The sequence below is a fragment of the Kribbella sp. NPDC004138 genome, from assembly GCF_053603655.1.
In genome coordinates this window covers 241,425-256,444 of the sequence record NZ_JBSGFZ010000004.1, presented here as the reverse complement: position 1 = coordinate 256,444, position 15,020 = coordinate 241,425, and the positions used below count along the sequence as shown (strand labels likewise).

Annotated in this window: 12 protein-coding genes; 9 read left to right on the top strand and 3 right to left on the bottom strand. The window is 69.3% G+C overall.

What is annotated here, in order from left to right; translation table 11 throughout:
- The first annotated feature begins 31 nt into the window (after nt 1–31).
- The 9 genes from ACWEOO_RS07275 to ACWEOO_RS07235 all read left to right on the top strand — a co-directional run bounded on the left by ACWEOO_RS07275 (nt 32) and on the right by ACWEOO_RS07235 (nt 11,564).
- Nucleotides 32–2,905: a S8 family serine peptidase gene (locus tag ACWEOO_RS07275; RefSeq protein ID WP_452142244.1), complete on the top strand. Its 2,874-nt coding sequence runs from the start codon at nt 32–34 to the stop codon at nt 2,903–2,905.
- A 43-nt stretch (nt 2,906–2,948) separates the two neighbouring features.
- Nucleotides 2,949–3,506, top strand: coding sequence for a TetR/AcrR family transcriptional regulator (locus ACWEOO_RS07270; protein WP_452142243.1), 558 nt, complete (start codon nt 2,949–2,951; stop codon nt 3,504–3,506).
- On the top strand, nt 3,503–4,363 hold the full coding sequence (locus tag ACWEOO_RS07265) for an LLM class F420-dependent oxidoreductase (RefSeq protein ID WP_452142242.1): 861 nt from the start codon (nt 3,503–3,505) through the stop codon (nt 4,361–4,363). The genes ACWEOO_RS07270 and ACWEOO_RS07265 overlap by 4 nt, the downstream gene beginning before the upstream one ends.
- A 63-nt stretch (nt 4,364–4,426) precedes the next feature.
- Nucleotides 4,427–5,992 (top strand): malate synthase A, encoded by a 1,566-nt coding sequence (gene aceB / locus ACWEOO_RS07260; RefSeq protein ID WP_452142241.1) that lies wholly within the window; start codon nt 4,427–4,429, stop codon nt 5,990–5,992.
- Nucleotides 5,993–6,126: 134 nt separating this feature from the next.
- Nucleotides 6,127–7,908: a peptide ABC transporter substrate-binding protein gene (locus ACWEOO_RS07255; protein ID WP_452142240.1), complete on the top strand. Its 1,782-nt coding sequence runs from the start codon at nt 6,127–6,129 to the stop codon at nt 7,906–7,908.
- A 1-nt stretch (nt 7,909) separates the two neighbouring features.
- Nucleotides 7,910–8,887 (top strand): ABC transporter permease, encoded by a 978-nt coding sequence (locus tag ACWEOO_RS07250; RefSeq protein ID WP_452142239.1) that lies wholly within the window; start codon nt 7,910–7,912, stop codon nt 8,885–8,887.
- Nucleotides 8,874–9,812, top strand: a complete 939-nt coding sequence (locus tag ACWEOO_RS07245; protein ID WP_452142238.1) for an ABC transporter permease — start codon at nt 8,874–8,876, stop codon at nt 9,810–9,812. Before ACWEOO_RS07250 ends, ACWEOO_RS07245 begins: the two co-directional genes overlap by 14 nt.
- Nucleotides 9,809–10,786, top strand: coding sequence for an ABC transporter ATP-binding protein (locus ACWEOO_RS07240; RefSeq protein WP_363707922.1), 978 nt, complete (start codon nt 9,809–9,811; stop codon nt 10,784–10,786). The genes ACWEOO_RS07245 and ACWEOO_RS07240 overlap by 4 nt, the downstream gene beginning before the upstream one ends.
- Nucleotides 10,779–11,564 carry an ATP-binding cassette domain-containing protein gene (locus ACWEOO_RS07235; protein ID WP_452142237.1) on the top strand — a complete coding sequence of 262 codons (786 nt, stop codon included), beginning with the start codon at nt 10,779–10,781 and terminating at the stop codon, nt 11,562–11,564. Before ACWEOO_RS07240 ends, ACWEOO_RS07235 begins: the two co-directional genes overlap by 8 nt.
- Here ACWEOO_RS07235 and ACWEOO_RS07230 read toward each other — a convergent pair.
- Genes ACWEOO_RS07230 through ACWEOO_RS07220 form a run of 3 tightly spaced genes read right to left on the bottom strand, consistent with a single transcriptional unit; the run spans nt 11,561 to nt 15,011 of the window.
- Nucleotides 11,561–12,103 (bottom strand): class IV adenylate cyclase, encoded by a 543-nt coding sequence (locus ACWEOO_RS07230; protein ID WP_452142236.1) that lies wholly within the window; start codon nt 12,101–12,103, stop codon nt 11,561–11,563. The genes ACWEOO_RS07235 and ACWEOO_RS07230 overlap by 4 nt on opposite strands.
- Before the next feature lie 11 nt (nt 12,104–12,114).
- The gene (locus tag ACWEOO_RS07225; RefSeq protein WP_452142235.1) at nt 12,115–13,260 is read right to left on the bottom strand and encodes a DegT/DnrJ/EryC1/StrS family aminotransferase; all 1,146 of its coding nucleotides are present in this window, start codon (nt 13,258–13,260) and stop codon (nt 12,115–12,117) included.
- Nucleotides 13,242–15,011: a hypothetical protein gene (locus tag ACWEOO_RS07220; RefSeq protein ID WP_452142234.1), complete on the bottom strand. Its 1,770-nt coding sequence runs from the start codon at nt 15,009–15,011 to the stop codon at nt 13,242–13,244. Before ACWEOO_RS07220 ends, ACWEOO_RS07225 begins: the two co-directional genes overlap by 19 nt.
- Nucleotides 15,012–15,020: the final 9 nt, after the last annotated feature.

The window sequence follows — 15,020 nt, the reverse complement described above, 5'->3', positions numbered from 1 at the left end:
CGGTTCCCACATGCTCCCTTGGGGGTCCCCGTTGTCCCGTCGTACTCGTTTGCTGCGCCTGGCCGTGCCCGCGGCCGTCGTGGCCGGTGGTTTGGTGGCGCTGACCGGTTCGTCCGGCTCCGCCGCCGAGCCACGCCATCCGTACCGCCCGCCCTTCGCCGCGAAGCACGCCGCCGCGAAGGCGGAGTTCGAGCCGAACGCCGTGCTGGTGAAGTTCAAGCCCAAGGCCACGGCGGCGGCGCGTCGGGCCGCGGTCGCCCGGGCCGGTGCGACGGCCGAGGACTCGGTGTCCTCGAAGGTGGTGAAGATCAAGGGCGAAGCGTCGGCGCCCGAGCTGCTGAAGAAGCTGAAGGCCGACCCGAACGTCGCGCTCGCCGCGCTGAACTACAAGCGCCGCGCGACCGCCGTACCGAACGACGAGTTCTACGGCACCGACCAGGCGGCCTACCTGAACACGATCCGGATGCCGCAGGCCTGGGACCTGTCCAAGTCGACCGGCAGCCAGGTCGTCGCCGTCCTCGACACCGGCGTCGACGCCGGCCACCCGGATCTCGTGGGGCACCTGGTGCCCGGCTACAACGCGGTGTCCAGCACCCGCCCGAACCCCGTCGACGACAACGGGCACGGGACGATGACGCTGGGCATCATCGCCGCCGCCGCGAACAACGTCGAGGGTGTCGCGGGCGTGGGCTGGAACGTGAAGGCGATGCCGGTCAAGGTGCTCGACGCCAACGGCGACGGGTACGACGCGGACGTCGCGGAGGGCATCTACTGGGCGGTCGACAACGGTGCCGATGTGATCAACATGTCGCTCGGCGGGGCGGGCGACGACCCGATCCTGCACGACGCGGTCTCCTACGCGGTCAGCGAGGGCGTCACCGTCGTGGCGGCCGCGGGCAACGACGGCAGTGCCGACTTCCAGTACCCGGCGGCCTACCCGGAGGTCGTCGCGGTCGCGGCGACCGACGCGAGCGGCGGGCTGACGGACTTCAGCTCCTACGGCGCCTGGGTCGACATCGCGGCGCCGGGCTGGGACATCCTGACCACCGGTTCACGCGCGCTGACCGATCCGGACTACCTGCCGTACTGGTATTGCACCGGTACGTCCTGCTCGGCGCCGATCGTCGCGGGTGTCGCAGCCCTGGTGAAGAACAAATGGCCGGCGCTCAGCCCGGACCAGGTCGCCCAGCGCCTCGAGGGTTCCGCCCGGGATGCCGGTCCGCGCGGTACCGACTCGTACTACGGACACGGCATCCTGGACGCGTACGCGGCCCTGGGTGGCCGCTTCGCCGCCGACTTCCCGCCGGCGGTTGCGGACGGCAACGACCAGCCGATCCGCGCCAAGAAGCTGACCGGGTTCGGCTCGGCCACGGGTGCGATCGACTTCGAGGGTGACGTCGACTGGTACTCGGTCGACCTCGGCTCGGACCAAGACGTCCGGGCCGTGGTCGCGGGCCCGTCCTTCGACGAGCGGTTCTATTCCGCGAACCTGGGCCCGGTCGTCGACGTGTACGACTCGAACCTGAAGTTCCTCGGTCACGGTGAGAACGAGTTCCCGGTCGTCGACCCGAACACCGGCCCGAAGTGGGGCCCGCTGACCGCGCTGACAGACGTCAAGGCGCCTGCCGGGACGATTTACGTGGCCGTGCGCAACTACAACGGGTCGAAGGTCAACCGGTCGTACACGGTGAGCATCGGGAGCAGCGGTGTCGGTGCGGTGGCGACCGGTACGGCGTACCCGCTGCGGGACGTGTTCCCCGCCGACATGTCGGCCGGTGCGCCGGCGTCCGTGAAGCCGACGGTGACCTTCGCGCGGGACATGGACGCGGCATCCGTGACCACAGGTACCGTGATGCTGCGTGACGGCACGACCGATCAGCAGGTGAACGCGATCACGACGTACGACGCCGCGACGCGGACCGCGACCATCACCCCGCAGCAGCCCCTGCTCGACAACCGGCCGTACAAGATCGAGGGCACGTACTACCTGCGCGACGCCGACCACGAACCGGCGTCGTTCGGAACGGTCTTCAGCACGGCCGACCTGGCACCGCAGGCGCTGACCTCCTTCACCGGCAGTGGGACGTACCTGGCCGCGAACCTGGCCTGGAAGATCCCGCCGACCAACGATCTCGACCAGGTGATCGTCCGGCGCAACGTCGGGAGCAAGGCGCCGACGCCGACGACCGGGACCCTCGTCTCTGCGGGCACCGGGACCTCGGTGAAGAACACCGGTCTCGCACAAGGTACGACGTACACGTATGCGGCCTGGGTGACGGACCGGACCGGGCACTACAGCCCGATCGCGGTCAAGCAGCTGCTCGGGATGAAGTCCGGCATCAGCGTGACGTCGACGCTGCTCAACTACGGCGGGGCGATCACGATCAAGGGCAGCACGTTGCGGATCGACAATCTGGCGTACGCCGGGTTGCCGGTGAACGTGTACGTGCGGCCGAAGAACTCGACCAAGTTCACGCTGCTCGCGGCGTTGAAGACCTCGTCGACCGGGACGCTGTCGCTGACGCACAAGCCGCTGGTGTCGTCGGTCTACATGCTGACGTTCCCGGGGAACGAGATGCTGATGGGCACCCGCACCGCCGACGTCACCGTCCAGGTCAGGCCCGTGATCTCGGCCGCGCTGTCCCCGGCGTCGATCCGCCTCGGCGGTACGACGGCGTTCAGTGGCTACGTCACTCCGGCCCATGCCGGGCAGACCGTCTACCTGCAGCAGTACGGCAGCAAGGTGTGGAAGTCGATCGCGTCGGTCAAGCTGAGCACCTCCGGGAAGTACGCGTTCGGGATCAAGCCCGCGGTGCGCGGGCAGATCGCCTACCGCGTCTTCTTCCCGGGCGACGCCGACCACGCCCCGGCGTACACGGTCAACAAGATCCTCACCGTTAGCTGAGCGGCCCGCCCACCTGACTGTACCTCTGGGTACAGTTAGGTGGGTGGAGACGGTGGAGCGGTTGATTCGCAGTACGCAGGAGTTGTTGTGGGAGCGGGGGTACGTCGGCACCTCGCCCAAGGCGATCCAGCGGGCCGCCGACGCCGGGCAGGGGAGTATGTACCACCACTTCACCGGCAAGGCGGAGCTGGCGAAGGTGGCGATCGAGCGGTCGGGAGCGGAGCTGCGGGCGGCGGCCGAGGAGCAACTCGGGGGCGACGGGACCGCGACCGAGCGGATCAGCGCGTACCTCGGGCGGGAGCGGGACGTGCTGCGCGGCTGCCGGATCGGGCGGCTGGCGGCGGATCCCGACGTGGTGGCGGATCCGGACTTGCGGGCGCCGGTCGCGGAGACGTTCGCGTGGTTGCGCGACCGGCTGGCCGAAGTGGTTGCTGACGGCAAGCGTGCGGGCGAGTTCCCGGAGTCGCTCGACCCGCAGCGGACCGCCGCGACGATCGCCGCGGTCCTGCAGGGCGGGTACGTGCTCGCCCGTGCCGCGGACTCGACCGAACCGTTCGAGCTCGCCGTCCAGGGTCTGATCGACTTGCTGGGAGCGAGATGAAGATCGGTGCGGTGTTTCCACAGCTCGAGATCGGCGCGGACCCTAAGGTCGTGCGGGACTGGGCGACGACCGTGGAGGACGCGGGCTACAACCACGTGCTCGCCTACGACCACGTGCTCGGTGCGGACCCGGCGAACCGCCCCGGATGGACCGGGTACACCGACAAGTCCTTGTTCCACGAGGTTTTCGTGCTGTTCGGCTATCTGGCCGGCATCACCACCGAGCTCGAACTCGTGACCGGCGTGCTCGTGCTGCCGCAGCGCCAGACCGCGTTGGTGGCGAAGCAGGCGGCCGAGGTCGACGTACTGAGCGGCGGGCGCCTTCGCCTCGGTGTCGGCATCGGCTGGAACCACGTCGAGTACCGGGCCCTGGGCGTGCCGTTCCGGCAGCGCGGAGCCCTGCTGGAGGAGCAGGTCGACGTACTGCGCAGGCTCTGGGCGGATCCGGTGATCTCGTACGACGGCAAGTACCACGAGATCGAGGAGGCCGGCCTGAACCCGCTGCCCGGCCGGGAGATCCCGATCTGGTTCGGCGGCAGCGCGGACGCCGTACTGCGACGGACCGGGCGGATCGGCGACGGCTGGATGCCGCAGTCGGCGCCGGACGAGACGGCGCGCGACCAGATCGCCCGCATCCGGCAAGCAGCCGAAGCGGCCGGCCGCGACCCCGCCGCGATCGGTATCGAGGCGCGCCTCACCCTGGGGGCCGTGCCGGAACAGGACTGGCGGGCGTTCGCCGACGGCTGGCGTGAGCTCGGCGCGACCCACCTCGGCGTCAACACGATGAAGCTGGGCCTGTCCCGGCCGGAGGAGCACGCCCAGGTCCTCCGCGACGTACTACCGCGCCTGCGCGACTGACGGCGCCGCAGTACGGTCGGGGTAGACCGGATCACCGATCACGAAGTATTAAGGAGTTCCCCAGTGGCAGTCGAGGTCACCGGCCCGATGGGCGAGCGGTACGACGAGATCCTCACCGAGCGCGCGCTCGGCCTGATCGAGACGCTGCACCGTGCGTACGACGGGCGGCGCCGCGAGCTGCTGGAGCGCCGCAAGCAGCGGGTCGCGGAGATCGCGGCCGGGGCTTCGCTGGGATTCCTGGCGGACACGAAGGACGTCCGGGACGACCCGGAGTGGCGGGTCGCGACCGCCGCCCCGGGACTGGTCGACCGGCGGGTGGAGATCACCGGGCCGACCGACCGGAAGATGACGATCAACGCGCTGAACTCGGGCGCCAAGGTGTGGCTGGCCGACCAGGAGGACGCCAACACGCCGACCTGGGAGAACGTCGTCGGCGGCCAGCTGAACCTGCTGGACGCGATCACCCGGCGGATCGACTTCAGCACGGACACGAAGAGCTACGCGCTGAAGCCGGACGCGGAGCTGGCCACGATCGTCGTCCGGCCGCGCGGCTGGCACCTGCCGGAGAAGCACATCCTCGTCGACGGCGAGCGGACGTCCGGCTCGCTGGTCGACTTCGCGCTCTACCTGAGCGCCTGCGCGCAGCTGCAGCTCGACCGCGGCCAGGGGCCGTACTTCTACCTGCCGAAGATGGAGTCGCACCTCGAGGCGCGGCTGTGGAACGACGTGTTCGTGACGGCGCAGGATGTGCTCGGCATCCCGCGCGGGACGATCCGTGCGACCGTGCTGATCGAGACGTACCCGGCTGCGTTCGAGATGGAGGAGATCCTCTACGAGTTGCGCGAGCACTCGGCGGGGCTGAACGCGGGCCGCTGGGACTACATGTTCAGCGTGATCAAGACGCACCGGACCCGCGGCACGGACTTCCAGCTGCCGGATCGCAACAGCGTGACGATGACGGTGCCGTTCATGCGGGCCTACACCGAGCTGCTGGTGCGGACCTGCCACAAGCGCGGCGCGCACGCGATCGGCGGTATGGCGGCGTTCATCCCGAGCAAGGACCCGGCGGTGAACGAGCAGGCGTTCGCGAAGGTCGAGGCCGACAAGACCCGGGAGGCCGGCGACGGCTTCGACGGCTCGTGGGTGGCGCACCCCGGGATGGTCGAGACCTGCCGGAAGGTCTTCGACGCGGTCCTGGGCGACCAGCCGAACCAGGTCGGCAAGCTCCGCGAGGACGTCGCGGTCACGGGGGACCAGCTGCTCGACGTCGCGGCCACGCCGGGTGACATCACCGAGGCCGGACTGCGCAGCAACGTCAGCGTCGCCGTCCAGTACCTGGCCGCCTGGCTCGACGGCACCGGCGCCGTCGGCATCTTCAACCTGATGGAGGACGCGGCCACCGCGGAGATCTCGCGCTCGCAGATCTGGCAGTGGCGCCGCAACGAGGTCACCCTCGACACCGGGGAAACGGTCAGCACCGAATTGGTCGAGCGGATCGCCGACGAGGAGATCGGCAAACTCGGCACGCCGGAGCGGTACGACGCGGCGCGTGCGCTGTTCCTGGAGGTGGCGCTCGCCGACGAGTACGTCGACTTCCTGACGCTGCCGGCGTACGAACGCTTCAGCTGACCAGGAGGCCGCGCGCAGGCAGGACCGGTCTGGATCAATTACGGTAATGGCCGTAAAGCGTTGACATCGACGCTCGGACGGCCCTACGGTCGCGCCATAAGTCGAGTTGAGGACGCCAGAAAGGCGGCACTCCATTGCCTGCGAGCTCGGTTCCCCTGGCCGGTCAGACCCGGCGTGATTTCCTGCGACTGTCCGGACTGACCCTGGCCGCGATCGGCGGCAGTTGGTCTCTCACCGGATGCGGTCTGTTCGGTGATGACTCCAAAGCGGCCGACGGCCAGTCCACCTTGAAGATCGACTACGTACCCGTCGAAGTGCTCGACCCGCAGGTGATCACCAACGGCATGTGGATCCTCAGCCGCGGGATCTCCGAGGGTCTGGTCGCCCAGAACGAGAAGGGCGACGGCGTCGTACCGGCCGTCGCGTCCGAGTGGAAGGTCTCCGACGACCACCTGACCTACACGTTCACGTTGCGCGACAACGCCCAGTGGTCGGACGGCAAGCCGGTCGTCGCACAGGACTTCGAGCGGACGTACAAGCGGCTGTTCACTCCGGCCGGCGGCTCCGCGGGCGGTACGACGCTCGGCGCCAACAGCTATCAGACCGCCACCGGCATCAAGGGCGCCCAGGACTTCCTGGCCGGTGTGCTGACCGACTGGGCGCAGGTGGGCGTGAAGGCGACCGGGGAGCACGAACTCGTGCTGACCCTGTCCAACCCGAACCCGGACTTCCTGCTCGCGCTGACCCACCCGGCGATGCTGCCGCTACCGATGGACCTGGTCGAGAGCAAGCCGAAGGACTGGCAGAACCCGCCGAACTACGTGTCCAACGGGCCGTACACCGTGACCGAGTGGGTGGCGAACTCCCGGCTGATCCTGACGCCGAACGCGAAGTACTGGGACCGCGACAACGTCAAGCTGGGCCGGATCCAGGTCAACCTGGTCGAGCCGAGCGCCGCCGCGACCGCCACCGTCCCGTACGAGAACGGCGAGACCGATCTGGTCCAGCTCTCCGGACCGGATGTACTGCGGTTCCAGAAGGACGCGGACCTGTCGAAGCAGCTCAAGCAGACCGAGAACTACAGCATCCTCTACCTGGCGAAGCTTCGCAGCCAGCACAAGGCGATGGAAGACGTCCGGGTCCGTAAGGCCCTCTCGCTGGCGCTCGACCGCAAGACGCTGGCGGGTGTGCAGCCGGGCCAGCAGCCCGGCGTCTCGCTGGTGACCAGCCGGACCGCCGGCTGGGACGACAGCATCGCGATCAAGGAAGATGTCGCCGAGGCGAAGCGGCTGCTCGCCGAGGCCGGCTACCCGAACGGCCAGGGCCTGCCGCCGGTGCGGATCCTCGTCGGCGTACCGGACACCACGCTGGCCGACGCGATGGTGGACAGCTGGACCAAGCAGCTCGGCATCAAGGCGAGCGTCGACCACGTCGAGGCCGGCGTGTACACCGAGCGTCGCTGGCAGGTGCAGAAGGGCAACTACATCGGCTTCTACTACGGCACCTTCGCCGGCCTGCCGACCTGGCCGACGATGGTCGGCTCGCTCTGGTCGCCGAAGAACGTGCAGGAGATCAGCCTGCCGAGCGACCAGTGGCAGGCGTACCAGGCCGTGCAGGACAACAAGAACCTGAAGCCGGCGGAGAAGACCCAGCAGCTCAAGGCGATCCTCGCCGCGCACGCCTCGAAGCCCGCGCAGGACATAGCCGCACTGGTCGACCAGGCCGCCAAGGAGCCGGACGACGCGAAGCGACTCGGGTTGTACCAGCAGGCCGCGAAGCTGCGCGAGGAGCAGTACCTGTACCTGCCGGTGCTCTGGCTGAGCCTGTTCCACGCCGTCAAGCCGAAGGTGCAGGGCCTGCAGTTGCGGGCCTATCCGGACTACTTCTACCTCAAGCCGCTGAGCGTGGAGAGCTGACGTGGGGCTCGCCGTCTACATCGGCAAGCGGGCGGTCCGGCTGGTCCTGTCCATGGTCGCGGTCTCGATCCTGACGTTCACCCTGCTGCAGCTGGCGCCCGGCAACTTCGCCGACCTGCAGCGGGTGAACAGCGGGGCCACCAACTTCGGCGGTGTCGGCACCGAGTCGATGGTCGGCGAGCTCGAGTCCCGGTACGGCGCCGATGTACCGGTCTGGAAGCAGTACCTGATCTTCATGAAGGGCGCGGTCGTCTGGGACTTCGGGCCGTCGTACAAGTACGCCAGCCGGAACGTGCAGGACATCATCGCGGAGGCGTTCCCGGTGTCGGCCTCGCTGGCGGTGCTGGCGGTGCTGCTCGCGCTGCTGATCGCCGTACCGGTCGGGGTGTTCGCGGCGTTGCGGCAGAACAGCAAGAGCGACCACGCGACGATGTTCGCGGTCACGCTCGGGCACGCGTTGCCCAGCTATCTGACCGCGGCGTTCATGATCCTGCTGTTCTCCGCGACGCTGAAGTTGTTGCCGTCGGGCGGGTGGAACGGCCCGGAGGACCTGATCCTTCCGGTGCTCGCCCTGAGCCTGGGGCCGGCCGCGGTGCTGGCGCGGTACGTGCGGTCGAGCATGCTGGAGACCTTGCGCGAGGAGTACGTCACCGCTGCGCTCGCCAAAGGCGGCCCGCGGCGTACGGTCATCGTCCGGCACGCGCTGCGCAACTCGCTGATCCCGCTCGTCACCGTGGCCGGACCGCTGCTGGCGGCGCTGATGACCGGCACCGTGTTCGTCGAGGCACTGCTCCGGATCCCCGGCCTGGGGTTGTACTTCGCCAACGCCGCCGCCAGCCGGGACATGCCGCTGCTGATGGGTACGGCGTTGTTCTTCGCGCTGATCCTGATGGTGACCAACCTGGTCGTGGACCTGATCTACGGACTCCTCGATCCCCGAATCCGCACCGTGGGAGGTGGGGCCGATGACGGCCACTGAGGGCGTCGAGGCCGCCGGCGAAGCGGCCGTCGTCGGTACCGTCGGCGAGCCGGAGCCGATCGAGCGCGGTACGACGGCGCGCGGACCCTGGGCGCGGGCCTGGTCCCGGTTCCGCAAGCACCGGTTGGCGTTCGGGAGCCTGGTCTTCTGTGCGTTCCTGATCGTCATCGCACTCGCCGCGCCGCTGATCGCGCCGTACGGCTACGAGGAGACCGACATCCAGCACAAGCTGGCCGGTCCCGGCTCCGCGGGGCACCTGCTCGGCACGGACCTGCTCGGGCGGGACATTCTCAGCCGCCTGATCTACGGTCTGCAGACCGCGCTCACCGTGGCGTTCGGCGCCGAGCTGACGGCACTCGCGCTGGCGCTCGCGATCGGACTGCTCGCGGGCTACCTCGGTGGGCGCGTCGAACAGTTGCTGATGGCCTTCACCGACGTGATGTACGCCTTCCCGAGCTACCTGTTCGCGGTGGTGATGGTGACCGTGCTCGGCCGCAGCATCTTCGCGCTGGTGGTCGCGATCGGGATCGCGTCCTGGGTCACGCAGGCGCGGCTCGTCCGTGCGCAGGTGATGACGCTGAAGGAACGTGAGTATGTCGAGGCGGCCCGATCGATGGGCGCGAAGGGCACCACGATCGCGATCCGGTACATCCTGCCGAACGCGATCGGGCCGATCCTGGTCACCACCAGCTTCGCGATCCCGGCCGCGATCGCCGCCGAGGCGGGGCTGGCGTTGCTGGGACTCGGCGTCCAGCCGCCGACGCCGTCGTGGGGCGCGATGATCAGCGAGGGCAGCCGGTACCTGCTGGCCGCGCCGCACATGCTCGTCGCTCCGGCGGTGCTGTTCGCGCTGACGCTGCTGGCGTTCACCTGGATCGGTGACGGCCTGCGGGACGCTTTCGACCCGAGTGGAGAACAGCGATGAGCGACGAGGCGTTGCTGTCCGTCCGCGGGTTGCGGACCACGTTCCGGCGCGACGGCGCCGAGCCGCTGACCGCAGTCGACGGGGTGTCGTTCGACGTACGCCGTGGGCAGGCGCTGGCGATCGTCGGCGAGAGCGGAAGCGGCAAGAGCGTCACCATGCGCAGCGTCATGGGCATCCTGCCGCGGACCGCGCGGATCACCGGCGGCCAGGCGCTGTTCGGCGGGAGGGACCTGCTGGCGATCGGCGACAAGGAGCTGCGCAAGGTCCGCGGGCGGGACATCGCGATGGTGTTCCAGAGCGCGATGGAGGCGATGAACCCGACGTTGACGCTGGAGCGTCAACTGACCGAGCACCTGCTGTGGCACGGCCTGTGCACGAAGGCCGAGGCCCGCAAGCGCGCCGTCCGGGCGCTCGGCGATGTCGGCATCCCGGACCCGGAGAAGCGGATCCGCACGTACCCGTTCCAGCTGTCCGGCGGGATGCGCCAGCGGGCGATGATCGCGATGGCGATGGTGACCGAGCCGGCGCTGCTGATCGCCGACGAGCCGACCACCGCGGTCGACGTCACCGTCCAGCGGCAGATCCTCGACCTGCTCGCGGAGCTGAAGAACCGCGGCACCGGCGTCATCATGATCACGCACGACCTCGGCGTCGCGCGCTACTTCTGCGACGACGCGGTCGTGATGTACGCCGGGCGCGTGGTCGAGCGGGCGCCGATGGGGCGGCTGCTCGACGATCCGCGGCATCCGTACAGCGTCGGGCTGCTCGGATCCGGCGTCGAGGTCGGCGGCCGGGACCTGCCGCTGCGGCCGATTCCCGGCAGCCCGCCCGACCTGTCCCGGCGTCCCGAGGGCTGCCCGTTCCATCCGCGGTGCGCGCGGGCCGAGCTGCCGCGCTGCGCGACCGAGCAAGAGATCCTGACCATCGGTCCCGGCCGGGACGCCGCGTGCTGGAAGGTGGCCGTCGATGCCTGACGAACTGGTTCGCGCTTCATCGGTGACGAAGATCTTCCAGACCCGCGCCGGAGAGGTCCGCGCCGTCGACGACGTGTCGCTGACCGTGCACCGCGGCGAAACGCTGGGCCTGGTGGGCGAAAGCGGCAGCGGGAAGTCCACGATGGCCCGGTTGATGATGGGCCTGCAGACGCCGACATCGGGCAGTGTCAGCTTCGACGGTCGCGATCTCGGCACGCTGCCGGCCCGCGAGTTGCGCGAGCTCAGGCCGCGGATGCAGATGGTCTTCCAGAACCCGTACGGCTCGCTGCTCCCGCACTTCAGTGCCATCGGCAACGTGTTGGAGCCGCTGCGCCTGCACGACCGAGGTTCCAAGGAGTCCCGCCGTGCCAAAGCGCTCGAGTTGCTGGACTTGGTCGGCATCAACACCGGTCATGCAGAGCTGTACCCACGGCAGTTCTCCGGCGGTCAGCAACAACGCATCGCGATCGCCCGCGCGCTCGCGCTCGAACCCGACCTGCTGGTCTGCGACGAACCGACCTCGTCCCTGGACGTCTCCATCCAGGCCCAGATCCTCGACCTCTTCACCGACCTACGCAACCGCCTGGGCCTGTCCTTCCTCTTCATCTCGCACAACCTCGCGGTCGTAGAACGCCTGGCTGACCGGGTAGCCGTCATGAACAAAGGTCAACTGGTCGAGGAAAGCACCACGGACTCCTTGTTCCGTGCGCCCCAGGACCCGTACACGCGACAACTCCTCTCCGCAGTTCTGCCCATCCGTCAGGACCAGGCGGGTTAGAAGCGGAGGTCGGGGATGGTGGTCAGGTCGATGCCGTAGCGGGCGTACACCTTGATGGTGTTCTCCCCGGTCAGCTGGTCCTCGGGGAGGCCCAGCGCGTTGGCGACCTCGACGACGTGTTCGCGGGAGCGTCCTTCGATCTCGAGGTACGGCGGGATCAGCGGCCAGGCGTCGATCTCCAGCTCCGCGCCCTGCAGTTCGAAGCTGGTGCGGTGGTTCTCCTGGTACGACTTCGGGTGGAAGCCGATCTGTTGCAGCAGCTCGTTGGTGGTCTCGAAATCAGAGACCGTGACCTCGGTCTCGGTGGTGCCGTCGATGCCGTCGTGGGCGATCTGCTTGACGGTCAACGTCACCTCGGCGCCCGTGTCCCGCAGCCGGATCCAGCGGGACTCGTCACCCCGCGCGACGTCGTACACGTAGCGCCTCATCAACCGGTCGGCCACGCGACGCCCGCCGAGGGCGAGGATTCTGCCGGCGATTACGTGCGGGTCGACGTCCAGGACTTTGGCTTCGAACTCGATGACCATCGGCTCCCTCACGACGAGAAGGATCAACTCACAGCGTTGGCGATGGTATCCGCGATGGCCCGGGTTTCGTCTTCGGCGCCCAAGAGGTAGGGCTGGGGGAGCCAGATGGTGTCGGTGGAGACCAGGTCGGCGTTCGGGCAGGGGTGTTCCGGGTAAGGCTGGCCGAGGCGGGTGGTGATGGCCTGGGACTCGCGGAGTACGGCGGCGTTGCGGTGCAGCGGGACGTAGCCGGAGGAGGCCCGATCGAAGCCTGCGGCTCTGAGGGCCTCGAGTACGGCGTCGCGCCGACCGGGGACCCGGAGCATGAAGAGGTGCCGGCCATGGGCGGTGATCGCCGGGTCATCGGGGGCGAGCTGGATGCCGGGAGCCTTCTCCAGCAGGTCCGTGAGCAGACGCGCGTTGCCTTCGCGGACCTCCTGCAGTTGCGGGTGGCGACGGAGCTGGACCCGAAGGATCGCGGCCTGGAACTCGGTCAGCCGCAGGTTGTACCCGACGGTCTCGTGCTGGTACCACCCACCGCCGGGAACCCGCCCGACGTTGACCAGCGAATACACCGCACCGGCCAGCTCCGCAGAGTCCGTGACTACGACGCCGCCCTCGCCGGCGGTGATGTTCTTGCTGCTCTGGAAGCTGAACGTGCCGAGGTCGCCGATCGCGCCGACCGCACGCCCCTTGTACGCCGCGCCGTGCGCCTGCGCGGCGTCCTCGATGATGGTCAGTCCGTGCTTCGCGCCGAGCGCGGTGAAGGCGTCCATGTCCGCGGGACGGCCGGCGAGGTGGACGACGACGACCGCCTTGGTCCGCTCGGTGATCGCGGCCTCGGTGGCGACCGGGTCGAGCAGATGGGTGTCCGGGTCGACGTCGGCGAAGACCGGCACCGCACCGACGAACAGCGCCGCCGAGGCGGTGGCGATGAACGTGTACGGCGGCACGATCACCTCGTCGCCGATGCCGACGCCCGCGGCCTTCAGCGCGACCGCGATGGCGAGCGTCCCGTTCGCCAGACACACCGCGTGCCCGGCCTGCTGGTACGCGGCGAACTCCCGCTCGAACGTCGCGACGACGTCGCCGCTCGTGCTTGCCCACTTCCCCGAGTTCAGCACCTCGAGCAGGGCGTCGGCCTCTTCCGTGCCGTACTGCGGCCACGACGTCATGGTGTGATCACCCATCTGTTGTCTCCGGCAACGATATCGGCGGTCAGCTCGACGAAGGGCCGCCCGAACCGGATCACCGTCCGGGCGGATCCGCTGCCCTCCTTGACGACCGGCCCGGTCCCGGGATTCGGTACGGCGAGGAGCACCGCGGCGCCCGGCACCGCCTCCACGGACTGTGCCAGCACTGCCAGGCCGTCCGGGTGCGGCGAGACCGACAGCTCGACGCCGCGCCGGCTCCGCTCCCAGCTGTTGATCCGGGTCGCCGTCCACCACGGCATCCCGCGTCGCCGCGCCTCCGCTGCGAGCTCGATGCACGCGGCCCGGGTCGGCGGGCGCAGATGCAGGTGCGGCCCGTGGAACAGGAAGTGCGCGACACCGTGGACCGCCTGGGCGCCGTCCAGGATCACGTCCCGGACGGCGACATGCCCGGCCCAGGCGAGATCCTGTGTGTGCAGCGGCAGGTTGAGGACGTCGTACAGTCGATTGCTCTCGGCAACCGGTGCGAGCGGGAACGAGACATGGGATGCGCCGAACGTGAACCCGACATCGCCCTGCTTGCTCGGCCCGCGCGACTCGTCGATCTGGATGCCGAGCCGCTCGCACCACGTGTAGAAGTCCGTCCACCCTTCCCAGCGGGTGTAGTGGTTCTTGTTCGAGACGATCTGCTCCGTGCCCGTGACGGCCTGCGCCCAGGCGTACTGCGCCCGCGCGAACGGCCAGCCCCACACCGCGAGGTCCGCGTCGCCCATCGCGTTGTAGTGCAGGGCGTTCTCGTGCCCGGCCGCGGTGATCGCGGCGTACAGCTCCGGTGAGTAACCGCCGGGAAAGACGTGGCACCAGGTGACCTCGACACCGGCCTCGGCGAACGCGTCGAGCGCCGCCTGGCCGTGCGCCTCGACGTTCTGGTCGGAGTCGTGCGACATGTGGGCGACCGCGTCGACACCCGACGGCCAGTACCAGAGCCAGGGCACCGCGGCGCCGGTCTGCGAGGCGCTCCACCACAGGCTCTGCGCGAACAGCGAACACCACCAGTCGGCCTGCGGCTGGTCGAACATCGGTACGGCGCTCGGCGGCGGATAGACATGCTGGAACGCCGGATCCAGCGGCGGCTCACCCGGCGGCATCGCCCGATCCACGGCGAAGCTGAGCACCATCCCGTCCTCGCACTTGAGGATGCCGTCGTCGATCGGCGCCGTACCGTCCGCGGCCGGCTGGCCGTCGGCGGTGACGGCGTACCCCTGCTGGATCCGGACGATCGTCTGCCACAGGTCGACGCCGTACGTCAGGACGACGCCCGCGCCGAGCCAGCGGAGCGTGATCGCTGCGGCATCATCGGACTGCCAGCGGGCGAGCACCTCGACGTCGTTGCCGCGGAGCCGGCTCCCGCCGACGGCGTGCAGTGCGACCGGCGGCCGGGAGGACCAGACAGGGTTGTCCGCGAGTACGACGTGATCCTCCGGCACCGAACCGTCGGCCGAGACACCCGCGAGCACTGCAAGCGGTCCGGGGTCGCCGACGAGGATCAGCGCGCCGCCGTCGCGCACCCACTGCTCGAGCTCGTCGGTCGGACCGGTGTCAGGCGTGGTCGCGTGGATCAGCACGGAGACGTCGCCGGGCGGCGCGGCACTGGCTGCCAGAGAGCTGTAAGGCACCCGAAGATGCCCGAGGACCTCGGCCAGGTAGACCCACCAGGCGTCCTGACCCGCCTGGTGGGCCCGCTCGGTCGCCGCCTGGTCGTCCACCACTGCGACTGCATGAAGAGGCACGCGAACCAC

Coding starts and splice junctions, on each gene's coding strand:
- ACWEOO_RS07265 (WP_452142242.1), top strand. CDS start 3,503: ATGAAGATCGGTGCGGTGTTTCCACAGCTCGAGATCGGCGCGGACCCT.
- ACWEOO_RS07245 (WP_452142238.1), top strand. CDS start 8,874: ATGACGGCCACTGAGGGCGTCGAGGCCGCCGGCGAAGCGGCCGTCGTC.
- ACWEOO_RS07240 (WP_363707922.1), top strand. CDS start 9,809: ATGAGCGACGAGGCGTTGCTGTCCGTCCGCGGGTTGCGGACCACGTTC.
- ACWEOO_RS07235 (WP_452142237.1), top strand. CDS start 10,779: ATGCCTGACGAACTGGTTCGCGCTTCATCGGTGACGAAGATCTTCCAG.
- ACWEOO_RS07225 (WP_452142235.1), bottom strand. CDS start 13,260: ATGGGTGATCACACCATGACGTCGTGGCCGCAGTACGGCACGGAAGAG.